14 protein-coding genes and 1 tRNA gene are annotated in these 14,913 nt (G+C 55.6%); 7 read left to right on the top strand and 8 right to left on the bottom strand.

What is annotated here, in order from left to right; all coding sequences use genetic code 11:
- Positions 1-2: 2 nt before the first annotated feature.
- Both PG1C_RS06320 and PG1C_RS06315 read left to right on the top strand, forming a co-directional pair.
- Entirely contained in the window at positions 3-239 is a 237-nt protein-coding gene (locus PG1C_RS06320; RefSeq protein WP_202636538.1) for a DUF2726 domain-containing protein, read from the top strand.
- 129 nt (positions 240-368) lie between these two features.
- Positions 369-659 carry a helix-turn-helix domain-containing protein gene (locus PG1C_RS06315; protein ID WP_202636537.1) on the top strand — a complete coding sequence of 97 codons (291 nt, stop codon included), beginning with the start codon at positions 369-371 and terminating at the stop codon, positions 657-659.
- Here the strand turns inward: PG1C_RS06315 and PG1C_RS06310 are convergent.
- A tRNA-Ser gene (locus PG1C_RS06310) sits at positions 627-716 on the bottom strand. The two genes, PG1C_RS06315 and PG1C_RS06310, sit on opposite strands and share 33 nt — an antisense overlap.
- A 53-nt stretch (positions 717-769) precedes the next feature.
- Positions 770-1,627, bottom strand: coding sequence for a carboxylating nicotinate-nucleotide diphosphorylase (gene nadC, locus PG1C_RS06305; protein WP_202636536.1), 858 nt, complete (start codon positions 1,625-1,627; stop codon positions 770-772).
- Positions 1,628-1,678: 51 nt separating this feature from the next.
- On the opposite strand from nadC, the gene PG1C_RS06300 reads away from it, so the two are divergent.
- Positions 1,679-3,157 carry an FMN-binding glutamate synthase family protein gene (locus PG1C_RS06300; protein ID WP_202636535.1) on the top strand — a complete coding sequence of 493 codons (1,479 nt, stop codon included), beginning with the start codon at positions 1,679-1,681 and terminating at the stop codon, positions 3,155-3,157.
- Here the strand turns inward: PG1C_RS06300 and PG1C_RS06295 are convergent.
- Together PG1C_RS06295 and PG1C_RS06290 are read right to left on the bottom strand one after the other, a co-directional pair.
- The gene (locus tag PG1C_RS06295; RefSeq protein WP_202636534.1) at positions 3,117-4,013 is read right to left on the bottom strand and encodes a DMT family transporter; all 897 of its coding nucleotides are present in this window, start codon (positions 4,011-4,013) and stop codon (positions 3,117-3,119) included. The genes PG1C_RS06300 and PG1C_RS06295 overlap by 41 nt on opposite strands.
- A complete protein-coding gene (locus PG1C_RS06290; RefSeq protein WP_202636533.1) occupies positions 4,006-5,487 on the bottom strand; it encodes an NAD(P)H-hydrate dehydratase in 1,482 nt (493 codons plus the stop codon). Before PG1C_RS06290 ends, PG1C_RS06295 begins: the two co-directional genes overlap by 8 nt.
- Positions 5,488-5,634: 147 nt before the next feature.
- On the opposite strand from PG1C_RS06290, the gene folD reads away from it, so the two are divergent.
- The 3 genes from folD to hemF are packed head-to-tail and all read left to right on the top strand — an operon-like array spanning position 5,635 to position 7,910.
- The gene (folD, locus tag PG1C_RS06285) at positions 5,635-6,498 is read left to right on the top strand and encodes a bifunctional methylenetetrahydrofolate dehydrogenase/methenyltetrahydrofolate cyclohydrolase FolD (RefSeq protein WP_202636532.1); all 864 of its coding nucleotides are present in this window, start codon (positions 5,635-5,637) and stop codon (positions 6,496-6,498) included.
- Between the two features lie 18 nt (positions 6,499-6,516).
- Entirely contained in the window at positions 6,517-7,014 is a 498-nt protein-coding gene (purE, locus tag PG1C_RS06280; protein WP_202636531.1) for a 5-(carboxyamino)imidazole ribonucleotide mutase, read from the top strand.
- A complete protein-coding gene (hemF, locus tag PG1C_RS06275) occupies positions 7,014-7,910 on the top strand; it encodes an oxygen-dependent coproporphyrinogen oxidase (RefSeq protein WP_202636530.1) in 897 nt (298 codons plus the stop codon). The genes purE and hemF overlap by 1 nt, the downstream gene beginning before the upstream one ends.
- Before the next feature lie 26 nt (positions 7,911-7,936).
- Here the strand turns inward: hemF and PG1C_RS06270 are convergent, their stop codons facing one another.
- Genes PG1C_RS06270 through hemC form a run of 4 tightly spaced genes read right to left on the bottom strand, consistent with a single transcriptional unit; the run spans position 7,937 to position 11,952 of the window.
- Positions 7,937-9,121 (bottom strand): heme biosynthesis HemY N-terminal domain-containing protein, encoded by a 1,185-nt coding sequence (locus PG1C_RS06270; protein WP_202636529.1) that lies wholly within the window; start codon positions 9,119-9,121, stop codon positions 7,937-7,939.
- Between the two features lie 4 nt (positions 9,122-9,125).
- Positions 9,126-10,190 carry a uroporphyrinogen-III C-methyltransferase gene (locus PG1C_RS06265; RefSeq protein WP_202636528.1) on the bottom strand — a complete coding sequence of 355 codons (1,065 nt, stop codon included), beginning with the start codon at positions 10,188-10,190 and terminating at the stop codon, positions 9,126-9,128.
- Positions 10,174-10,950, bottom strand: a complete 777-nt coding sequence (locus PG1C_RS06260) for a uroporphyrinogen-III synthase (RefSeq protein WP_237218311.1) — start codon at positions 10,948-10,950, stop codon at positions 10,174-10,176. The genes PG1C_RS06265 and PG1C_RS06260 overlap by 17 nt, the downstream gene beginning before the upstream one ends.
- 27 nt (positions 10,951-10,977) lie before the next feature.
- Positions 10,978-11,952 (bottom strand): hydroxymethylbilane synthase, encoded by a 975-nt coding sequence (gene hemC / locus PG1C_RS06255; protein WP_202636527.1) that lies wholly within the window; start codon positions 11,950-11,952, stop codon positions 10,978-10,980.
- A 189-nt stretch (positions 11,953-12,141) separates the two neighbouring features.
- Between hemC and ppc the strand changes: the two genes are divergently transcribed.
- Positions 12,142-14,907: a phosphoenolpyruvate carboxylase gene (ppc, locus tag PG1C_RS06250; protein ID WP_202636950.1), complete on the top strand. Its 2,766-nt coding sequence runs from the start codon at positions 12,142-12,144 to the stop codon at positions 14,905-14,907.
- Positions 14,908-14,913 lie beyond the last annotated feature (6 nt).

Genomic DNA, 14,913 nt, shown 5'->3' with positions numbered 1-14,913 from the left:
AATTGGCAAACGTGGTTCAACAAGATCAGCAGAAAGAGCTCGACTATCTGGTTTGCCTCAAGGACTTCACGATAGTGGCCGTGATAGAACTGGACGATTCCAGCCATGCCCGGGAAGACAGACAAAAATCCGATGCCGACAAAGACATTGCACTTCTGGGCGCGGGATACAAAATCATTCGCTGGTCCGCGCAGTCCCTGCCTGACATCGAAATGATTCGAAAAACCTTTCACGACTAAATTATCTACCCTTGACTGACTTTGCCTAAAAAGACAAAATGACGTCGGATCAAACATGTTTCAGAACAAAAACGTTCCGATTGATCGAGTTATAAAGGAACATTTTTGTTTCTGTCAAGAGGAAATTAAATGGAACTGAAAAAATACATAGCAAAAGGTATAGAAATCACTGGCAGCCTCACCGCACTAGCCGAAAAAATCGGAGTAATGAGGGAAGCATTAACAGCTGCAAATGGAGGAAGACGCGGACTACCAGCGGTAGCTTGTGGAAAGCTAGCCGATCTCATTGAAGTTAATCGCTGGGATGTTGTTGCAGCGTCCGAGTTCCTGACGGAAAAGGACGAAAAGAAAAGAGCTTACTTGCTCCCTTTTGTTATGGGTGAAGGCTGGCGGAGAGGGCGGGATTCGAACCCGCGTTAGGCTTGCACCTAAACACGCTTTCCAGGCGTGCGACTTAAACCGCTCATCCACCTCTCCGCAGGTGTTGGCCTTGTTTCTATTGGCCTAGCAGGGCGCGGATTCTAGCAGAATCAACCTTCGCTGTGCCGCAAAGAAAGGTCAATCGCACGCACGTCTTTGGTCAAGCTGCCAATAGAGATGCGGTCAACGCCGGTTTCAGCAATACTGCGCACCGTTTTAAGATTGACGCCACCAGATGCTTCCAGTTGTGCGCGGCCAGCGGTTAAGGCCACTGCTTCATGCATTTGCACGAGGCTCATGTTGTCCAGCAAAATCAGCCGTGCACCCGCATCTAATGCTTCGCGCAGCTGTGCCAGTGTTTCGACCTCAATCTGAATAAAGACGTCCCCGTGGGCAATGGCGCGAGCGCGTTCTAGCGCCGGCACCACGCCACCTGCGGCGATAATGTGATTTTCCTTGATCAATATCCCATCGTAGAGGCCGAGCCGATGATTCGTTCCCCCGCCACACGTCACCGCATACTTTTGCGCCAGGCGCAAACCAGGCAAGGTTTTGCGGGTATCCACAATACGTGCGCGTGTTCCGCTCACCGCCTCAACATACGCACGTGTAACCGTTGCGGTCGCCGAGAGCAGTTGCACAAAGTTAAGTGCCGCACGCTCTGCGGTCAATAACGCGCGCGTATTCGCTTCTATCTGGCAGAGTGTTTGCCCCGAGCTGATGCGATTCCCATCGTGCGCTGTCCAGCGAATAACGGCCGTTGGGTCTAACCGATTAAAGCAGGCGTTGAACCAATCACTGCCCGCGAGTACAGCATCTTCACGGCAGACAACCATGCCTTGTGAACGCCGATCAGCCGGGGTGAGCAATGCGGTTAAATCACCGCCGCCAATATCTTCAGCCAGCGCAGCGAGCACATTGCGTTCAATTTCAGCGGCCAGCGTGAGCGGGTTTTGCAAAGTTTCCATGTTATGTTGAGCCTGAATAAGTTCCGATTGATTCTAACAGGGGGAAGCCGTATGTTCGGTGTGTTCTCGGTCAGTCTCGGGGTGCTCATTGCCCTCGCGCTGGCGATTATGGTGATCTATTTTTATCTCAAAGACATCACACAGAGACAGCATGCCATTTTGCGCAACTTTCCTCTGCTTGGCCATTTGCGCTACTTTTTCGAACAATTGGGAGAGTATTTCCGCCAATACTTTTTTCTTGGTGATCGCGAAGAACGTCCATTCAATCGAGCTACACGCAGTTGGGTTTACCGCCTGGCAAAGAATGAAAGCGGCGTGTCGGGCTTTGGCTCAACCTATAACCTCCATGAATCGGGGGCGCTGATTTTCGTCAATGCGCCATTTCCCGTACTGGAAACAGACCGGCTGCCAACCCCGCCTTTAACCATGGGCGAAGGCTGGTGCGACCAGCCATTTGTTGCCCGCTCGCTGGTCAATATCAGCGGCATGAGCTATGGCGCCATATCCAGCCCTGCCGTGCGAGCTTTGTCTTTGGGAGCAGCCAAGGCCGCATGCTGGATGGATACCGGCGAAGGCGGGCTGTCGTCATATCACCTCGAAGGTGGCTGCGATGTGATTATGCAGATTGGCACAGCAAAGTATGGCGTACAGGATAGCGAAGGCCGCCTATCAATACAAAAACTGCGCGAAATAGCCGCGCATGATGCGGTGCGTGCGTTCGAGATCAAGCTTTCACAAGGAGCAAAACCAGGAAAAGGTGGCGTGTTGCCGGGTGTCAAGGTGACGGCCGAGATTGCCCGCATTCGCGGCATTCCCCAAGGCATGGATTCGCTCTCGCCCAATCGTCATCCGGACATTTCAAATGTTGACCAACTCCTCGACATGATCTTGCGCGTGCGTGACGTCACCGGCAAACCCGTGGGCATCAAAACAGCCCTTGGCGGCCGGGAGTTCATGAACCTGCTTACCGAAGCGATTGTGCGGCGTGGTCTGGGTGATGCGCCGGATTTCATTGCCATTGACGGCGGTGAAGGCGGCTCAGGTGCGGCGCCCCAGGCACTGGCCGATCACATGGGCTTGTCAATTGACGAAGCCTTGCCGCGCGCGGTGGATGCCTTACTTGAAGCCGGCATCAAAGGCCGGGTGAAAGTGATCGCCGCAGGGCAGTTGGTCACCTCGGCGCGTGCTGCCTGGGCGCTGGCCTGCGGTGCGGATTACGTGAGCACGGCGCGCGGCTTCATGTTTGCGTTAGGCTGCATTCAGTCTTTGCGCTGTCACACCAACACCTGCCCCACCGGCGTGACGACGCATAACGCCAAGCTGCAACGCGGTCTGGTGGTGGAAGAAAAGTTTGAGCGGGTCGCCAATTATTGCCTTAACATCAATAAGGAAATTGACATGATCGCGCACAGCTGCGGCCTGCACCATGCCCGCGAGTTCCGTCGCGAACATGTGCGCATCGCTGGTGCCGATGGCCGTACCACCGCACTCAATATGCTGTATCCGTACCCGGCGCAGGGGTCTTCTTGAAGCGCTCGGAGAGCGCGATGGACATGCTGCTTAACGCAATGATGATAATCCCGATTATCGCCAGGCCATCGGGTAAATGGTCATAAACCAGCCAGCCCAGCAACGTCGCCCAGATCAATTGCGCATAGGTGAAGGGCGCCAGCGTTGATGCCTTTGCATGCCGAAAAGCCAGAATAAACAGCCAATGACCCATCCCGCCCAGTACGCCAAGAGACAGAATCTGTAGCGTCTGGAACGCATTCGGCGTTGGCCCGCCCCAATAAAATGGCACGGCTATGGTCAAGCCGATTGAGCCGACCAATGCCCCATAAAACAGCATGGTCAGTGAATTTTCATGGGGCGATAAACGCCGTGTCTGGATTTGGTAAATGGCATACAAAAAAGCAGTGATGACCATCAATAGCAAGCCTTTTGCTGATACCGCACCGCCTGGTCTGGCAATCAGTAGCACACCCAAAAAACCGGCTGCGACAGCAAGCCACCGTCCCAGCGTGATTTTTTCAGCCAGTAGCCAGCGGGCAAGCAACACCACGATCAAGGGAGAGAGAAAAATCACCGCCGTGGCTTCAGCCAGGGGCAACATGCTAAAACCTGCAATGCCAAAACATGAAGTAGTCATCAACACCACGCCACGGGCAATTTGTTGCCAGGGATGTTTTGTTGTAATCAGACTGGAGCGCATGGTTGGGGCAAGAAAGAAAACCATCAGCAAGAGATGAATCCCATAGCGCGCCCAGACAATCATGGGTAAAGGAAACGTTTGTGTCAGATATTTTGAGGTAGCGTCAAGCGAAGTAAACAAAAATACGGCACCCATTAGATAAAGTATGCCAAGCAGTGGCCGGGATTCAGACATGGGTTGCAATCCAATCGTTGAAAAGGCGGCGCGCCGCAGGGATTATTTCACTCGCTGTCAGGCCAATTGGCCCCTGCCCGGCTTGCACTAGCGCATCGGCGGCAGCCCCGTGCAGATAAACGCCACAAGACAATGCGCTACCACCCGGCCAACCCTGGGTCAAAAGCGCCCCCACCATACCGGCCAGCACGTCGCCCGTCCCGCCGGAGGCAAGACCCGCATTGCCTGTCGGGTTAATCCGCCATTGCCCATCGGGATGCGCAATCACTGTGCCACAGCCTTTGAGCGCCACATGCGCATTGAATTGACGCGAAATTTCCAATGCGGCAGTCACTCGATCAGACTGAATCGCTTCGATGGTGGTGGATAACAAACGGGCCGCCTCAGCAGGATGCGGGGTGAGCACGGTGGGCGCCGTGCGTTTGGCCACGCGAGCAGCCAGCACGGGGTGTAGCGCTAACAGATTCAACGCATCGGCATCCAGCAACAATGAAAAGTCGGCGCTGGTGATACGGCGCAGGATGTCCAACGCGGCGTCGGAAACACCCAACCCCGGGCCGATAACTCCCGTTGTCGCCTGCGCCAATGCATCTATTGCTGACCGCAGCATGAGTTCCGGCTGCACCGGATCAACGGACAATGTTTCCAGCAGCCCGACAAATACCCGGCCCGCGCCCAGATGTAATGCCGCCCGGCCAGCCAGTAACGCCGCGCCACTCATGCCGTGAGCCCCGCCGATCACGGCGAGTGAACCAAACCGGCCTTTATGCGTGTTGCGTTGCCGAGGCTGCAAATGTGCACGAAAATCACCCATCTCCAGTAGCCCGCCCGGGGCAGTGATGGCATCCATCAAGCCTAGCGCGTCGATACTAATTTGACCACAATGATCTGGCCCATCGAGCGTAAACAACCCCGGTTTGCCGGCAATAAAACTGATCGTATGAGTTGCGCGCACAGCACAGCCCGGCTCACGATCATTGCCGATCACGCAGCCTGTATCCGCATCCAGCCCACTGGGAATATCCAGCGCCAGCACGGGGCCTGCAAACTGATTGATGCGTTCGATCAAGGCCGCATACGCGCCGACAATCGGACGCGTGAGGCCTATACCGAACAAGCCGTCAACCACCAAACCATAGTCGCCCGCAGGCACAGTAGCTGAAAACCCGGCGCCGGTGGCACGCCACTTGGCGAGCGCCTGCCGGGCATCTTGCGGTAAATGAGGCGCATCACCCAAAAACACCACATGCACGGGAATTTTATTTTCGTGCAACACGCGCGCCAGCACGAACGCATCGCCTCCATTATTGCCCGGACCGGAAAAAATCAACACCGGTGCGCGACAAGCGCCAAGAAGGTGCATGGCGATTGTTGCCGCAGCATGCCCCGCCCGCTCCATCAACGGGGGCTGATTATGCAAATGGGAAGTTTCAAAAGCGCGTAGTTCAGTAGTACGCAACAAAGGCAAGCTCATGCCGAATTGTAACCGGCCAAGACCAGCGCTGAATAGGCTAAAACAGCGCGCAAGATGATCGAGGCTGGACGCTCACTGCATGATCAAGGATAATTCATCCTTTTTATTCGCCACTCAAAGAAAGGGTGTGCGAGGGAGACACGATCAATGACAGCCCGCCTCATCGATGGCCACGCCCTCGCCGCTACAGTGCGCAGTGATTTAGCCACTCGCGCTGGCGCACTTAAAGCGCGCGGCATTACCCCTGCGTTAGCTGTAATTTTAGTTGGCGACGATGCAGCGTCGGCTGTTTATGTGCGCAACAAAATCGCGGCGTGCGAAAAAACCGGTATCCGTTCTTTGCATTTCAGCTTTGCCGGTGATGTCGATCCCGCCGTCGTGTTCGCCAAAATTGACGAACTGAATCGCGATGCCGAGGTGCATGGCATTTTGGTCCAGTTGCCGCTCCCCAAGCAGTTCGAAACCGATGCCGTGCTCGAAACCATTGCCGTTGAAAAAGACGTGGATGGATTTCATGCGCAAAATATCGGCGCGCTCGCGCAAGGCAAGCCACGCTTTATTCCCTGCACACCGTATGGCGTCATGAAAATGCTGGCTTCCATCAATGCCTCGCTAGAAGGCGCAGAAGCGGTCATTGTCGGGCGCAGCAACATCGTGGGCAAACCCATGGCGCTATTGTTGTTGGCTCAAGGCTGCACAGTCACCATCTGCCACTCGCAAACGCGTGATCTTGCATTTCATACCCGCCGCGCGGATATTCTGATTGCGGCGGTCGGGCGCCCCAAAATGATCACGGGCGGCATGATCAAGCCCGGTGCTGTCGTGATTGATGTCGGCATCAATCGCCTGCCTGATGGCAAGCTCTGCGGCGATGTCGATTTCGCCAGCGCCAGCGAAGTCTGTGCCGCGATCACTCCCGTGCCAGGTGGCGTCGGCCCCATGACCATCGCGATGTTGCTCGCCAACACCTTGGAAGCCGCAGAACGTTTGGCCTTACACCCCAGTTTTTAACTCCATAAAGGAAAACACATGACCAATCCGCAACCCCTCGTTGGCATCCTCATGGGATCAGACTCAGACTGGCCCATCATGCAAGCCGCGGCAAAAATCCTCAAAGAATTTGGCGTGCCCTTTGAGGCGCGCGTGATCTCTGCCCACCGTGCGCCAGACGTCTTGTTTGATTATGTTGTCAAAGCCAGTGACCGCGGCCTGCGGGTACTGATCGGCGGGGCTGGTGGCGCTGCCCATTTACCCGGGGTGATAGCGGCAAAAACCACCTTGCCCGTACTCGGTGTTCCCATGCCCTCGAAACACTTGCAAGGCATCGACTCGCTGCTATCCATTGTGCAAATGCCCAAAGGCATTCCCGTAGCCACCTTTGCCATTGGTGAAGCAGGTGCCGCCAATGCCGCCCTGATGGCCATTGCCATTCTGGCAGGAACAGATGCCGCGCTCAATGCAAAACTAACCGCCTTTCGCGCCACGCAAACTGAACGCATGCTGAACATCACCCTGCCTGAACTGTAATGGACATACCCGCCGTTCGTGCGTACTTGGTCGACCTTCAAACGCAGATTGTCAGTGCGCTGGAAACGGTCGATGGCCAGCCGTTTCGTCGCGATGAATGGCAACGCCCGGAAGGTGGCGGCGGAATTTCCCGGCTGATTGAAGAAGGCAACTTTTTTGAACGCGGCGGCGTTAACTTTTCCCACGTCAAAGGCGAGGTCATGCCCGCTTCGGCTACCGTCCATCGGCCCGAATTGGCAGGCCGCCGCTGGCAAGCTATGGGTGTCTCCCTGGTACTGCATCCGCGTAATCCCTACTGCCCCACCGTACATATGAATGTGCGTTTTTTCGTCGCCGAAAAAGATGAGTGCGAACCCGTCTGGTGGTTTGGCGGCGGTATGGACTTGACCCCGTATTACGGATTTGCAGAAGATGCCACCGCGTTCCATCAAGCCTGCCACGATGCCCTCACCCCCTTTGGCAACGACATCTATCCCCAATATAAAGCCTGGTGCGACCGATATTTCTTTCTCAAACACCGTAACGAAGCGCGCGGTATTGGCGGCATATTTTTCGATGACCTGAATGAGGGCAGCTTCGCCCACTGTTTTTCTCTGACGCAGAGTGTGGGCAACCAGTTCACTGCGGCATACCTGCCCATTATCGAGCGCCGACGCGCCCTGCCCTATGGTGAACGCGAACGTGATTTTCAGGCTTATCGACGGGGTCGTTATGTCGAGTTCAATCTCGTCTGGGATCGTGGCACGCTGTTTGGTTTGCAATCGGGCGGACGCACAGAGTCCATCTTGATGTCGCTACCGCCACGAGTGACATGGCGCTACGATTGGCGCCCCGAAGCAGGTAGCGCAGAAGAAAAACTCTATACGGATTTTTTACCGGCGCGCGACTGGATTTAATTTAGCGCTGTGCGCTACAGGCAGCGCTACAGAAAGCGCGCTGATGGCTCGATGGTAGCGCGATAGTGGCGTAGTGCCAGCGCCGAGTTTTCCAACTGCTCGAATAATTGCGCCAGCTCAATGTGTGTCGCACGTTGCGGCGCAATGGCCAGTGAGGCTTCAAGATAACTTTGCGCCTTGCCCCACAACTGTTGCTGACGACATAAGCGTCCCAGCGTGAGTAGCAATGCACTGTCTCGGGGGTGTTGTGTAAGCCACTTTTCTGCCTGGGCAATCCGCCCGATGACATCCCCGTCGATGCATTCCGCATAGGCCAGCACCAGATCTTCTTCCCAATACTTTTGTAGCGACTGCTCAATAATTTGTTGCGCCTCAGCGCTTGCATTGGCTGCGATCAACGCTTGCGCTGTTTCGCGCGCTAATAGAGGTTCCACACGATCACGTGTATCCAGCGAACGCCAGTAACGCAGCAACCCTTCTTTGTTGCCATGCAGATCGCGCAGCGCCTCACGCAGCACACTGCTACGTAACGGCAACGCCTGTTCAGGCGTTAATGCCTTGTGTTTTTCAAGCTGACGCACCAGCTTGGCCACTTCATTCCAATGCCCCAAACCGCGTTCAGCACGCAACGCCAGACGTAATGCGGCAATATGGCGCCCGCCGTTTAAGGCCAGCGCTTGCAAGGTGGTGCGGGCATCCGCAAAACGGCGTTCTTCCAAGGCAAACTCTGCTTCAACCATGAGCCGCGCAGACTTAAACCCTTGGTCATCCGCCGCGCGAACACGATCAGCCCATAAGGCTTCGCGTTCAGCGTCCCGTAGGCTATGTGCAGCCCGCCAGCCAATCAGGGCTACCACGGCAGGTACGGGGTGATCAGCCCAGGCTTTCTCCGCACTGCGCATCGCGTGACCAAATCGTCCTTCTTGCAACAAGCGGGCAGCTTCAAAGTGGGCGGCAGTCGCTTTATGCAGCCGCTGTCGTTGCCGGAACGCAGCGACAGCACGAGGTAACGCCAAGGTGTGACTAACTAGTCGAACCAGGCAGTACAGCAGAATAAAACCCACAGCCGCTACTAGCAGAAAAAAATTCAACGATACTTCTGCGCGCCAAGGCGGCATAACAAGCAACACATAGCCTGCGTTGTAGCGCCCCGCCACAGCCAGCCCAACCGCTAACGCTGCAAGCGTCAATAACCAGAATAGGGAACGCATGAATCTACCTGCTCACGCCGCGATCGCGGGAAAGTTTGAGATTACGCACAGCAGCCAGTGTTTCACCCAGCGATGGAAGATTAAAACCGACATCCGTAGCCGCCAGTGATGTTAGCGTTTGTCGCACGGTGACGACCGACTGGGCGCGACCATCAAAATAGCGATCCAATAACGCTTGGGTCTGGACAGTTTCTTCGCGAAAGGTTTTACCATCGCGTTGCAATAGCGCCAAACGCGCATTGAGTAAACGCAGCTTGAGGTTCTCGCGCAAAAAGAAGCTTTGGCTGGGCGAGAGCAAAGCAGGATCACGATGCTCGATGCGCTCAATGCGCAGCAGCTGATACACCTCATGCCACACCTCAGAAACCAACCCCTGCCAGTAACTGCGGCTGATAATCGATGGCGCAGGTGCTGTTAAAGGTACCACTGCAGTACTTTGGGGCCGTTGTTCAAATGCCAGAGGCAAGGTATCAATCGCGCCCACGACGCTTTCAATTTTCAGAGAAAGACCGGTGAAATCTGCACCCGGCGTTGCTTTCAGTCGCGTAATATCACGGGCGAGTAGACGCCGTAAAGAAATGAATTGCGGCTGAAGTTCGCGTGCCAGGCGCGCATCGGCATTTTCCAAGGCGATGAGCGCAGTTTCGACATTCCCTGCAAACTGCAGCTGTTGCATTGCCAAGGTAACTGCTTGTTCAACTTCGGCCAGTAAGCGCTGATCGCGACTACTCGACATCTCTTGATACATTGACTGCAATGCCAGCGATTGGCTCTGTATCTCGGCTAGCCGCTCTTCTAGCAAGATCACTTTGGCTTGTACCGTGAGCACAGTATCCTGGGTTTGCTTCACCTGGGAACGGGTTTCTTTGGCCGCTTGATCATTGTCGGCCAACCGACGTGCAACCTCTTGCTGAATGCTCGAGATTTGCTTGCGGCCATCAACCCATTGGGCAAGTATCAAAACCAACAAAATCAAGATAACCCAGCTCAGCGGACGAGACCATAGCCGTCTTCTGCCCGGCAGAGCAGGCAGCGTTTGCGTCAATAACGCGTTATTTTCGTGTTCCATAATGTGCGTAGTATTGCATGAGTTCTGCCATCAAACCATCGTCCCCTGGTGCTGTGGAAATAACCTGTTGCAACCCCAGGGCACTGGCTTGCGTAACTATGCGTTGATGCGTGACAAACACAGGCGTCTTTTTTAACCAGGCCTGCCCCAAATGGCCGATCATCTCAAAAAAATAGCGTAAACCTTCACTGCTGGTCAGCGTCACCGCATCCAGAGTGCCCGTTTCCCAACGCTTCAATAGCGGGCCAGGGTCGGCTTTTGAAGCCAGGCGACGATAACATGCCACATGATGCACTTTTGCGCCACGTGCAATGAGGGTTTCACTGAGTAGCTCGCGCCCCGTATCCCCACGAAAAATAATAATGCGCTTACCTGCTGCTGCGACTAGCTCGGGCAATTCAAGCAGTGCTTCTGAATCAAAACGCAAGGGAGGCGATATGACATTTGTGATACCCCGGCGTATGAGCGCCTGTTCGCTCATTTTGCCCAGCACAATGGCCGGCAGATGCGCAGGCCAGGCACGCCGCGGCAAAATAATATCCAGCGCTTCTTCAATGGCATTCGGGCTGACAAACACCGCCAGATCATAGGTATCTAGCGCAATAGCGGCTTCCAGCACCGGCGTGATGTCTTCACAGTTCTGTATAGCCAGCACCGGGAAAAAAACAGGGTGCGCACCGTGCTCAACCAGCAATGTTGCCAGATGCCCGGCCTGCCCTGCCGGGCGCGTAATGACCACATGCCGCCCCGCGAGAGTCACGTCCGCCTCATCAAATATCAATGGTCATCAAGCGTCAAGCGAGGCAAGAATGGCCTCAGCCCCTGCCCCGCGCAATGTGTCAGCCAACTGTTGCCCCAATGCCTCCGGGTGGGCCATGGCACCGCTGAGTTCTGCATGTGTCATGCGCGTGCCATCGGGTGTGGCGACAAAGCCGCGCAGCCAGATCACATCGTCACGCATTTTTGCATAAGCACCCAGCGGCACGTCACAACTGCCACCTAACGCACGCGCCATGGCACGCTCGGCAAGCACGCAGGCGGCCGTCCTTGCATCATGGAGCGGGGCCATCCAGGCGGCAATCTCAGGCCGGTTCATTAGTGCCTCGATACCCAGCGCGCCCTGCCCTGGGGCAGGTAAAGACTCTTCCGCAGTCAACACCGCGCGAATACGTGCGCCCAAGCCTAAGCGCTTGAGCCCGGCGGCGGCCAGAATAATGGCGTCGAACTGCCCTTCGTCCAGCTTTCTTAAGCGCGTATCGAGATTGCCGCGCAAGGGCGACACAGCCAGATAAGGGAAGCGGGCATGGAGTTGCGATTCGCGACGCAAACTCGACGTGCCTACCACCGCACCCGGCGGCAACTCATCGAGGCTGGCGTATTTATTGGAGATAAACGCATCCTCGGACACCTCACGCGGGCCGATGGCAACCAGGGTAAAAGCCGCTTCCATTTGCATCGGGACATCTTTCATTGAATGCACGGCAATATCTGCCACGCCTTCGAGCAAGGCCGTTTCCAGCTCTTTGACAAACAGCCCTTTGCCACCGACTTTAGCTAGCGGTCGATCAAGAATTTGATCGCCACGCGTTGTCATGCCCAGCAAATCCACCTGGCAGGATGGATACAGTTGCTGCAACAGCGTGCGGACGTGCTCGGCTTGCCAGAGGGCAAGGCGCGATTCACGGGTCGCGATGATCAAGCGAGATGGGGGCGAAAGCGGTGGTGTCGATAAAGCGTCAGAAGTTAAAGCGTCAGAAGTCATCGCAATGCATCAAGCACGTATAAAAAGTTCATGGCCGAAGAAAGGAAACAAGGATGCGATGAGTTTATCATTGCCCGATTGATCGCTTGCGCTTTCAGCCATGCCAACATGTCACCTTGTCGCCGTCTCACCAACGCCGACTTTTTGCCCGTCGACAACTCGACAACACGACTGAATTTCTATGAACCCATGATCACTGCCGACCATTCTACCGAAGACAAAGAGGCACCCTTACGCGAAGATATCCGCTTTCTTGGCCGGCTCCTGGGCGATACCCTGCGTCAACAGGAAGGCAATGACGCCTTCGATACAGTTGAGCACATTCGCCAGCTAGCGATACGTTTTCACCGGCATGACGACCTGGCCGCACGCGATCAGCTAGAAGCCCTGCTCGCCGCATTGCCTAACGACCACACGACCCAAGTCGCCCGGGCCTTTAGCTACTTTTCGCATCTCGCCAATATTGCAGAAGATCAGCACCACCTGCGCCGTGCCCGCGCTCATGCATTGGCCGGCGCAAAACCCCGCGAAGGCAGCCTGGAGATGGCGATTGCCCGCGCACAAGAAGCCGGCATTGATGCCCACGGTTTTTCCGATTTTTTCGCGCAGGCAAAAGTTTCCCCGGTGCTCACTGCACACCCGACGGAAGTTCAGCGTAAAAGCATTCTCGACTGCCAATGGGAAATCGCCCGCTTGCTTGATGCGCGCGACCGCAACGAGCTCACCCCCGATGAAATGCAAGAAGACGAAGAAGCCATTCGCCGTGCTGTGCTGACGCTATGGCAGACGCGCATGCTGCGCCGGGTCAAGCTTTCAGTCGCGGATGAAATTGCCAATGCGCTGACGTTTTACGACACCACATTCTTGCGCGAGCTACCTCAGCTATATAACCGGCTGGAAGACCATCTTGCGCTCATCGTGCCCCACTGGACAAAAGATGAACTGAAACCATTTTTACACCCCGGCTCGTGGATCGGTGGCGACCGCGATGGCAACCCCTTCGTTACCGCAGACGTATTACTGGCGGCTGTGCGCGCGCAAAGCCGCAAAGCCCTCAGCCACCAACTAGAACAACTCCATCGGCTGGGCGCTGAGCTGTCGCTCACCGCCTCTCTGGTTGATATTTCCGATGCCTTAAAAGCGCTGGTAGCCCGCTCACCCGATCACAGTCCGCATCGCGATGACGAGCCGTACCGCCGCGCCATTGCCGGCATGTATGCGCGCCTGGCCGCCACCGCACAGCAACTAGATGAACTCGAAGCACCACGCCATCCTGTGGGTACCGCTGAGCCTTATGCCAATGCCGCTGAGTTCGCTGCAGATCTGGATGTTCTGCATGGCTCGTTAATAAACCACAAGTCAACCCTGCTCGCCCGTGGTCGTTTGCGCCATCTTCGCCGTAGCATTGCCATTTTTGGCTTTCACTTGGCGCCCCTTGATCTGCGCCAAAATTCCGAGGTACACGCCCGCACCGTAGCGGAGCTACTTGCTATCGCCTGCCCTGGCACCGACTATCTCGCGCTCGATGAAGCCGCTCGCATCAAACTATTGCTTGACGAACTCGCCACGCCCCGGCCGCTTACCGCGCCTTCTGTGACTTACTCGACCGAGACACAAAGCGAACTGGCCATCTTTCATACTGCCGGCCAGATTCATCAGCGCTATGGTCGAGCGTCGATCGAGAACGTCATTATTTCCAAGGCCAGCAGCGTATCCGATATGCTTGAAGTGGCTGTGCTACTTAAAGAAGCCGGGTTGTTACGGCCACTTGACCATGCGCTGGATGTGAATATCGTGCCGCTGTTCGAAACGATTAGCGACCTTGAAAACGCAGCGGAAGTGATGGATCAATTATTATCCTTGCCACTTTACAAACAGCTGCTGGACAGCCGTGGAAGCTGGCAGGAAATCATGCTGGGTTATTCGGACAGTAACAAGGATGGCGGCTTTTTGACCTCTGGCTGGGCGTTATATCGCAGCGAGATTGCCCTCACCGCTATTTTCGCCCGCCACGGTGTTCGCCTGCGCCTGTTTCACGGGCGGGGTGGCTCGGTAGGCCGTGGCGGCGGGCCCAGCTATCAGGCGATTCTCGCCCAGCCGCAAGGCGCAGTACAAGGACAAATACGCATTACCGAGCAAGGCGAAGTCATTGCCTCAAAATACGCCAACCCGGAACTCGGTCACCGTAATCTGGAAATTCTTGCTGCCGCCACGCTTGAAGCCACGTTGCTGCCACGGGTGTTTGATAACCCGCCGCCAGAATTTCTTGCCGCCATGGAAACCCTCTCAGCCAGCGCCTTTAGCGCCTATCGGTCATTGGTTTACGACACACCCGGCTTTGAGCAGTATTTTTGGGAGTCCACTGTCATTGCCGAAATTGCTTCTCTTAACATTGGCAGCCGTCCCGCCTCACGCAAGCACAGCACCGCGATCGAAGATTTACGGGCGATTCCGTGGGTCTTTTCCTGGGCGCAATGTCGTCTCATGCTGCCGGGCTGGTTTGGCTTCGGTACTGCCGTGGCAAAATGGAAAGCCACACGAGGCGAAGTCGGCATGCAACTGCTTTGCCGCATGAATCGGGAATGGGGATTCTTTCGCACGCTGCTTTCCAACATGGATATGGTTCTGGCAAAAAGCGATATTGCCATTGCAGAGCGCTATTCGGAATTGGTTAGCGACGAGGCATTGCGCCGCGCCATTTTCCCGCGCCTGAAAGCCGAGAGGCAGGCGGCCATTGATGCGTTACTTGAAATTACGCAGACAAACGAATTGCTTGACAGCAACCCGCCATTAAAACGATCTATTCGCAACCGCTTTCCATACATCGACCCACTCAACCATCTGCAAGTCGAGCTGCTGCGCCGTTTTCGCGCCGGTACTACCGATGAAAAAGTGCAACGCGGCATCCACCTCAGCATCAACGGCATCGCTGCCGGATTACGCAACAGCGGCTAAAAAACA

The organism is Rugosibacter aromaticivorans, from assembly GCF_000934545.1.
In the GTDB taxonomy this organism is placed as follows: Bacteria; Pseudomonadota; Gammaproteobacteria; order Burkholderiales; family Rhodocyclaceae; genus Rugosibacter; species Rugosibacter aromaticivorans.
Note: the sequence above shows the minus strand (reverse complement) of the source record. Positions and strands in the feature narration are given on the sequence as shown.

Coding starts and splice junctions, on each gene's coding strand:
- nadC (WP_202636536.1), bottom strand. CDS start 1,627: ATGGAAACTTTGCAAAACCCGCTCACGCTGGCCGCTGAAATTGAACGC.
- hemF (WP_202636530.1), top strand. CDS start 7,014: ATGGACATACCCGCCGTTCGTGCGTACTTGGTCGACCTTCAAACGCAG.
- PG1C_RS06295 (WP_202636534.1), bottom strand. CDS start 4,013: ATGTCTGAATCCCGGCCACTGCTTGGCATACTTTATCTAATGGGTGCC.
- hemC (WP_202636527.1), bottom strand. CDS start 11,952: ATGACTTCTGACGCTTTAACTTCTGACGCTTTATCGACACCACCGCTT.
- purE (WP_202636531.1), top strand. CDS start 6,517: ATGACCAATCCGCAACCCCTCGTTGGCATCCTCATGGGATCAGACTCA.
- PG1C_RS06270 (WP_202636529.1), bottom strand. CDS start 9,121: ATGCGTTCCCTATTCTGGTTATTGACGCTTGCAGCGTTAGCGGTTGGG.
- PG1C_RS06290 (WP_202636533.1), bottom strand. CDS start 5,487: ATGAGCTTGCCTTTGTTGCGTACTACTGAACTACGCGCTTTTGAAACT.
- PG1C_RS06300 (WP_202636535.1), top strand. CDS start 1,679: ATGTTCGGTGTGTTCTCGGTCAGTCTCGGGGTGCTCATTGCCCTCGCG.
- folD (WP_202636532.1), top strand. CDS start 5,635: ATGACAGCCCGCCTCATCGATGGCCACGCCCTCGCCGCTACAGTGCGC.
- ppc (WP_202636950.1), top strand. CDS start 12,142: ATGATCACTGCCGACCATTCTACCGAAGACAAAGAGGCACCCTTACGC.
- PG1C_RS06265 (WP_202636528.1), bottom strand. CDS start 10,190: ATGGAACACGAAAATAACGCGTTATTGACGCAAACGCTGCCTGCTCTG.
- PG1C_RS06315 (WP_202636537.1), top strand. CDS start 369: ATGGAACTGAAAAAATACATAGCAAAAGGTATAGAAATCACTGGCAGC.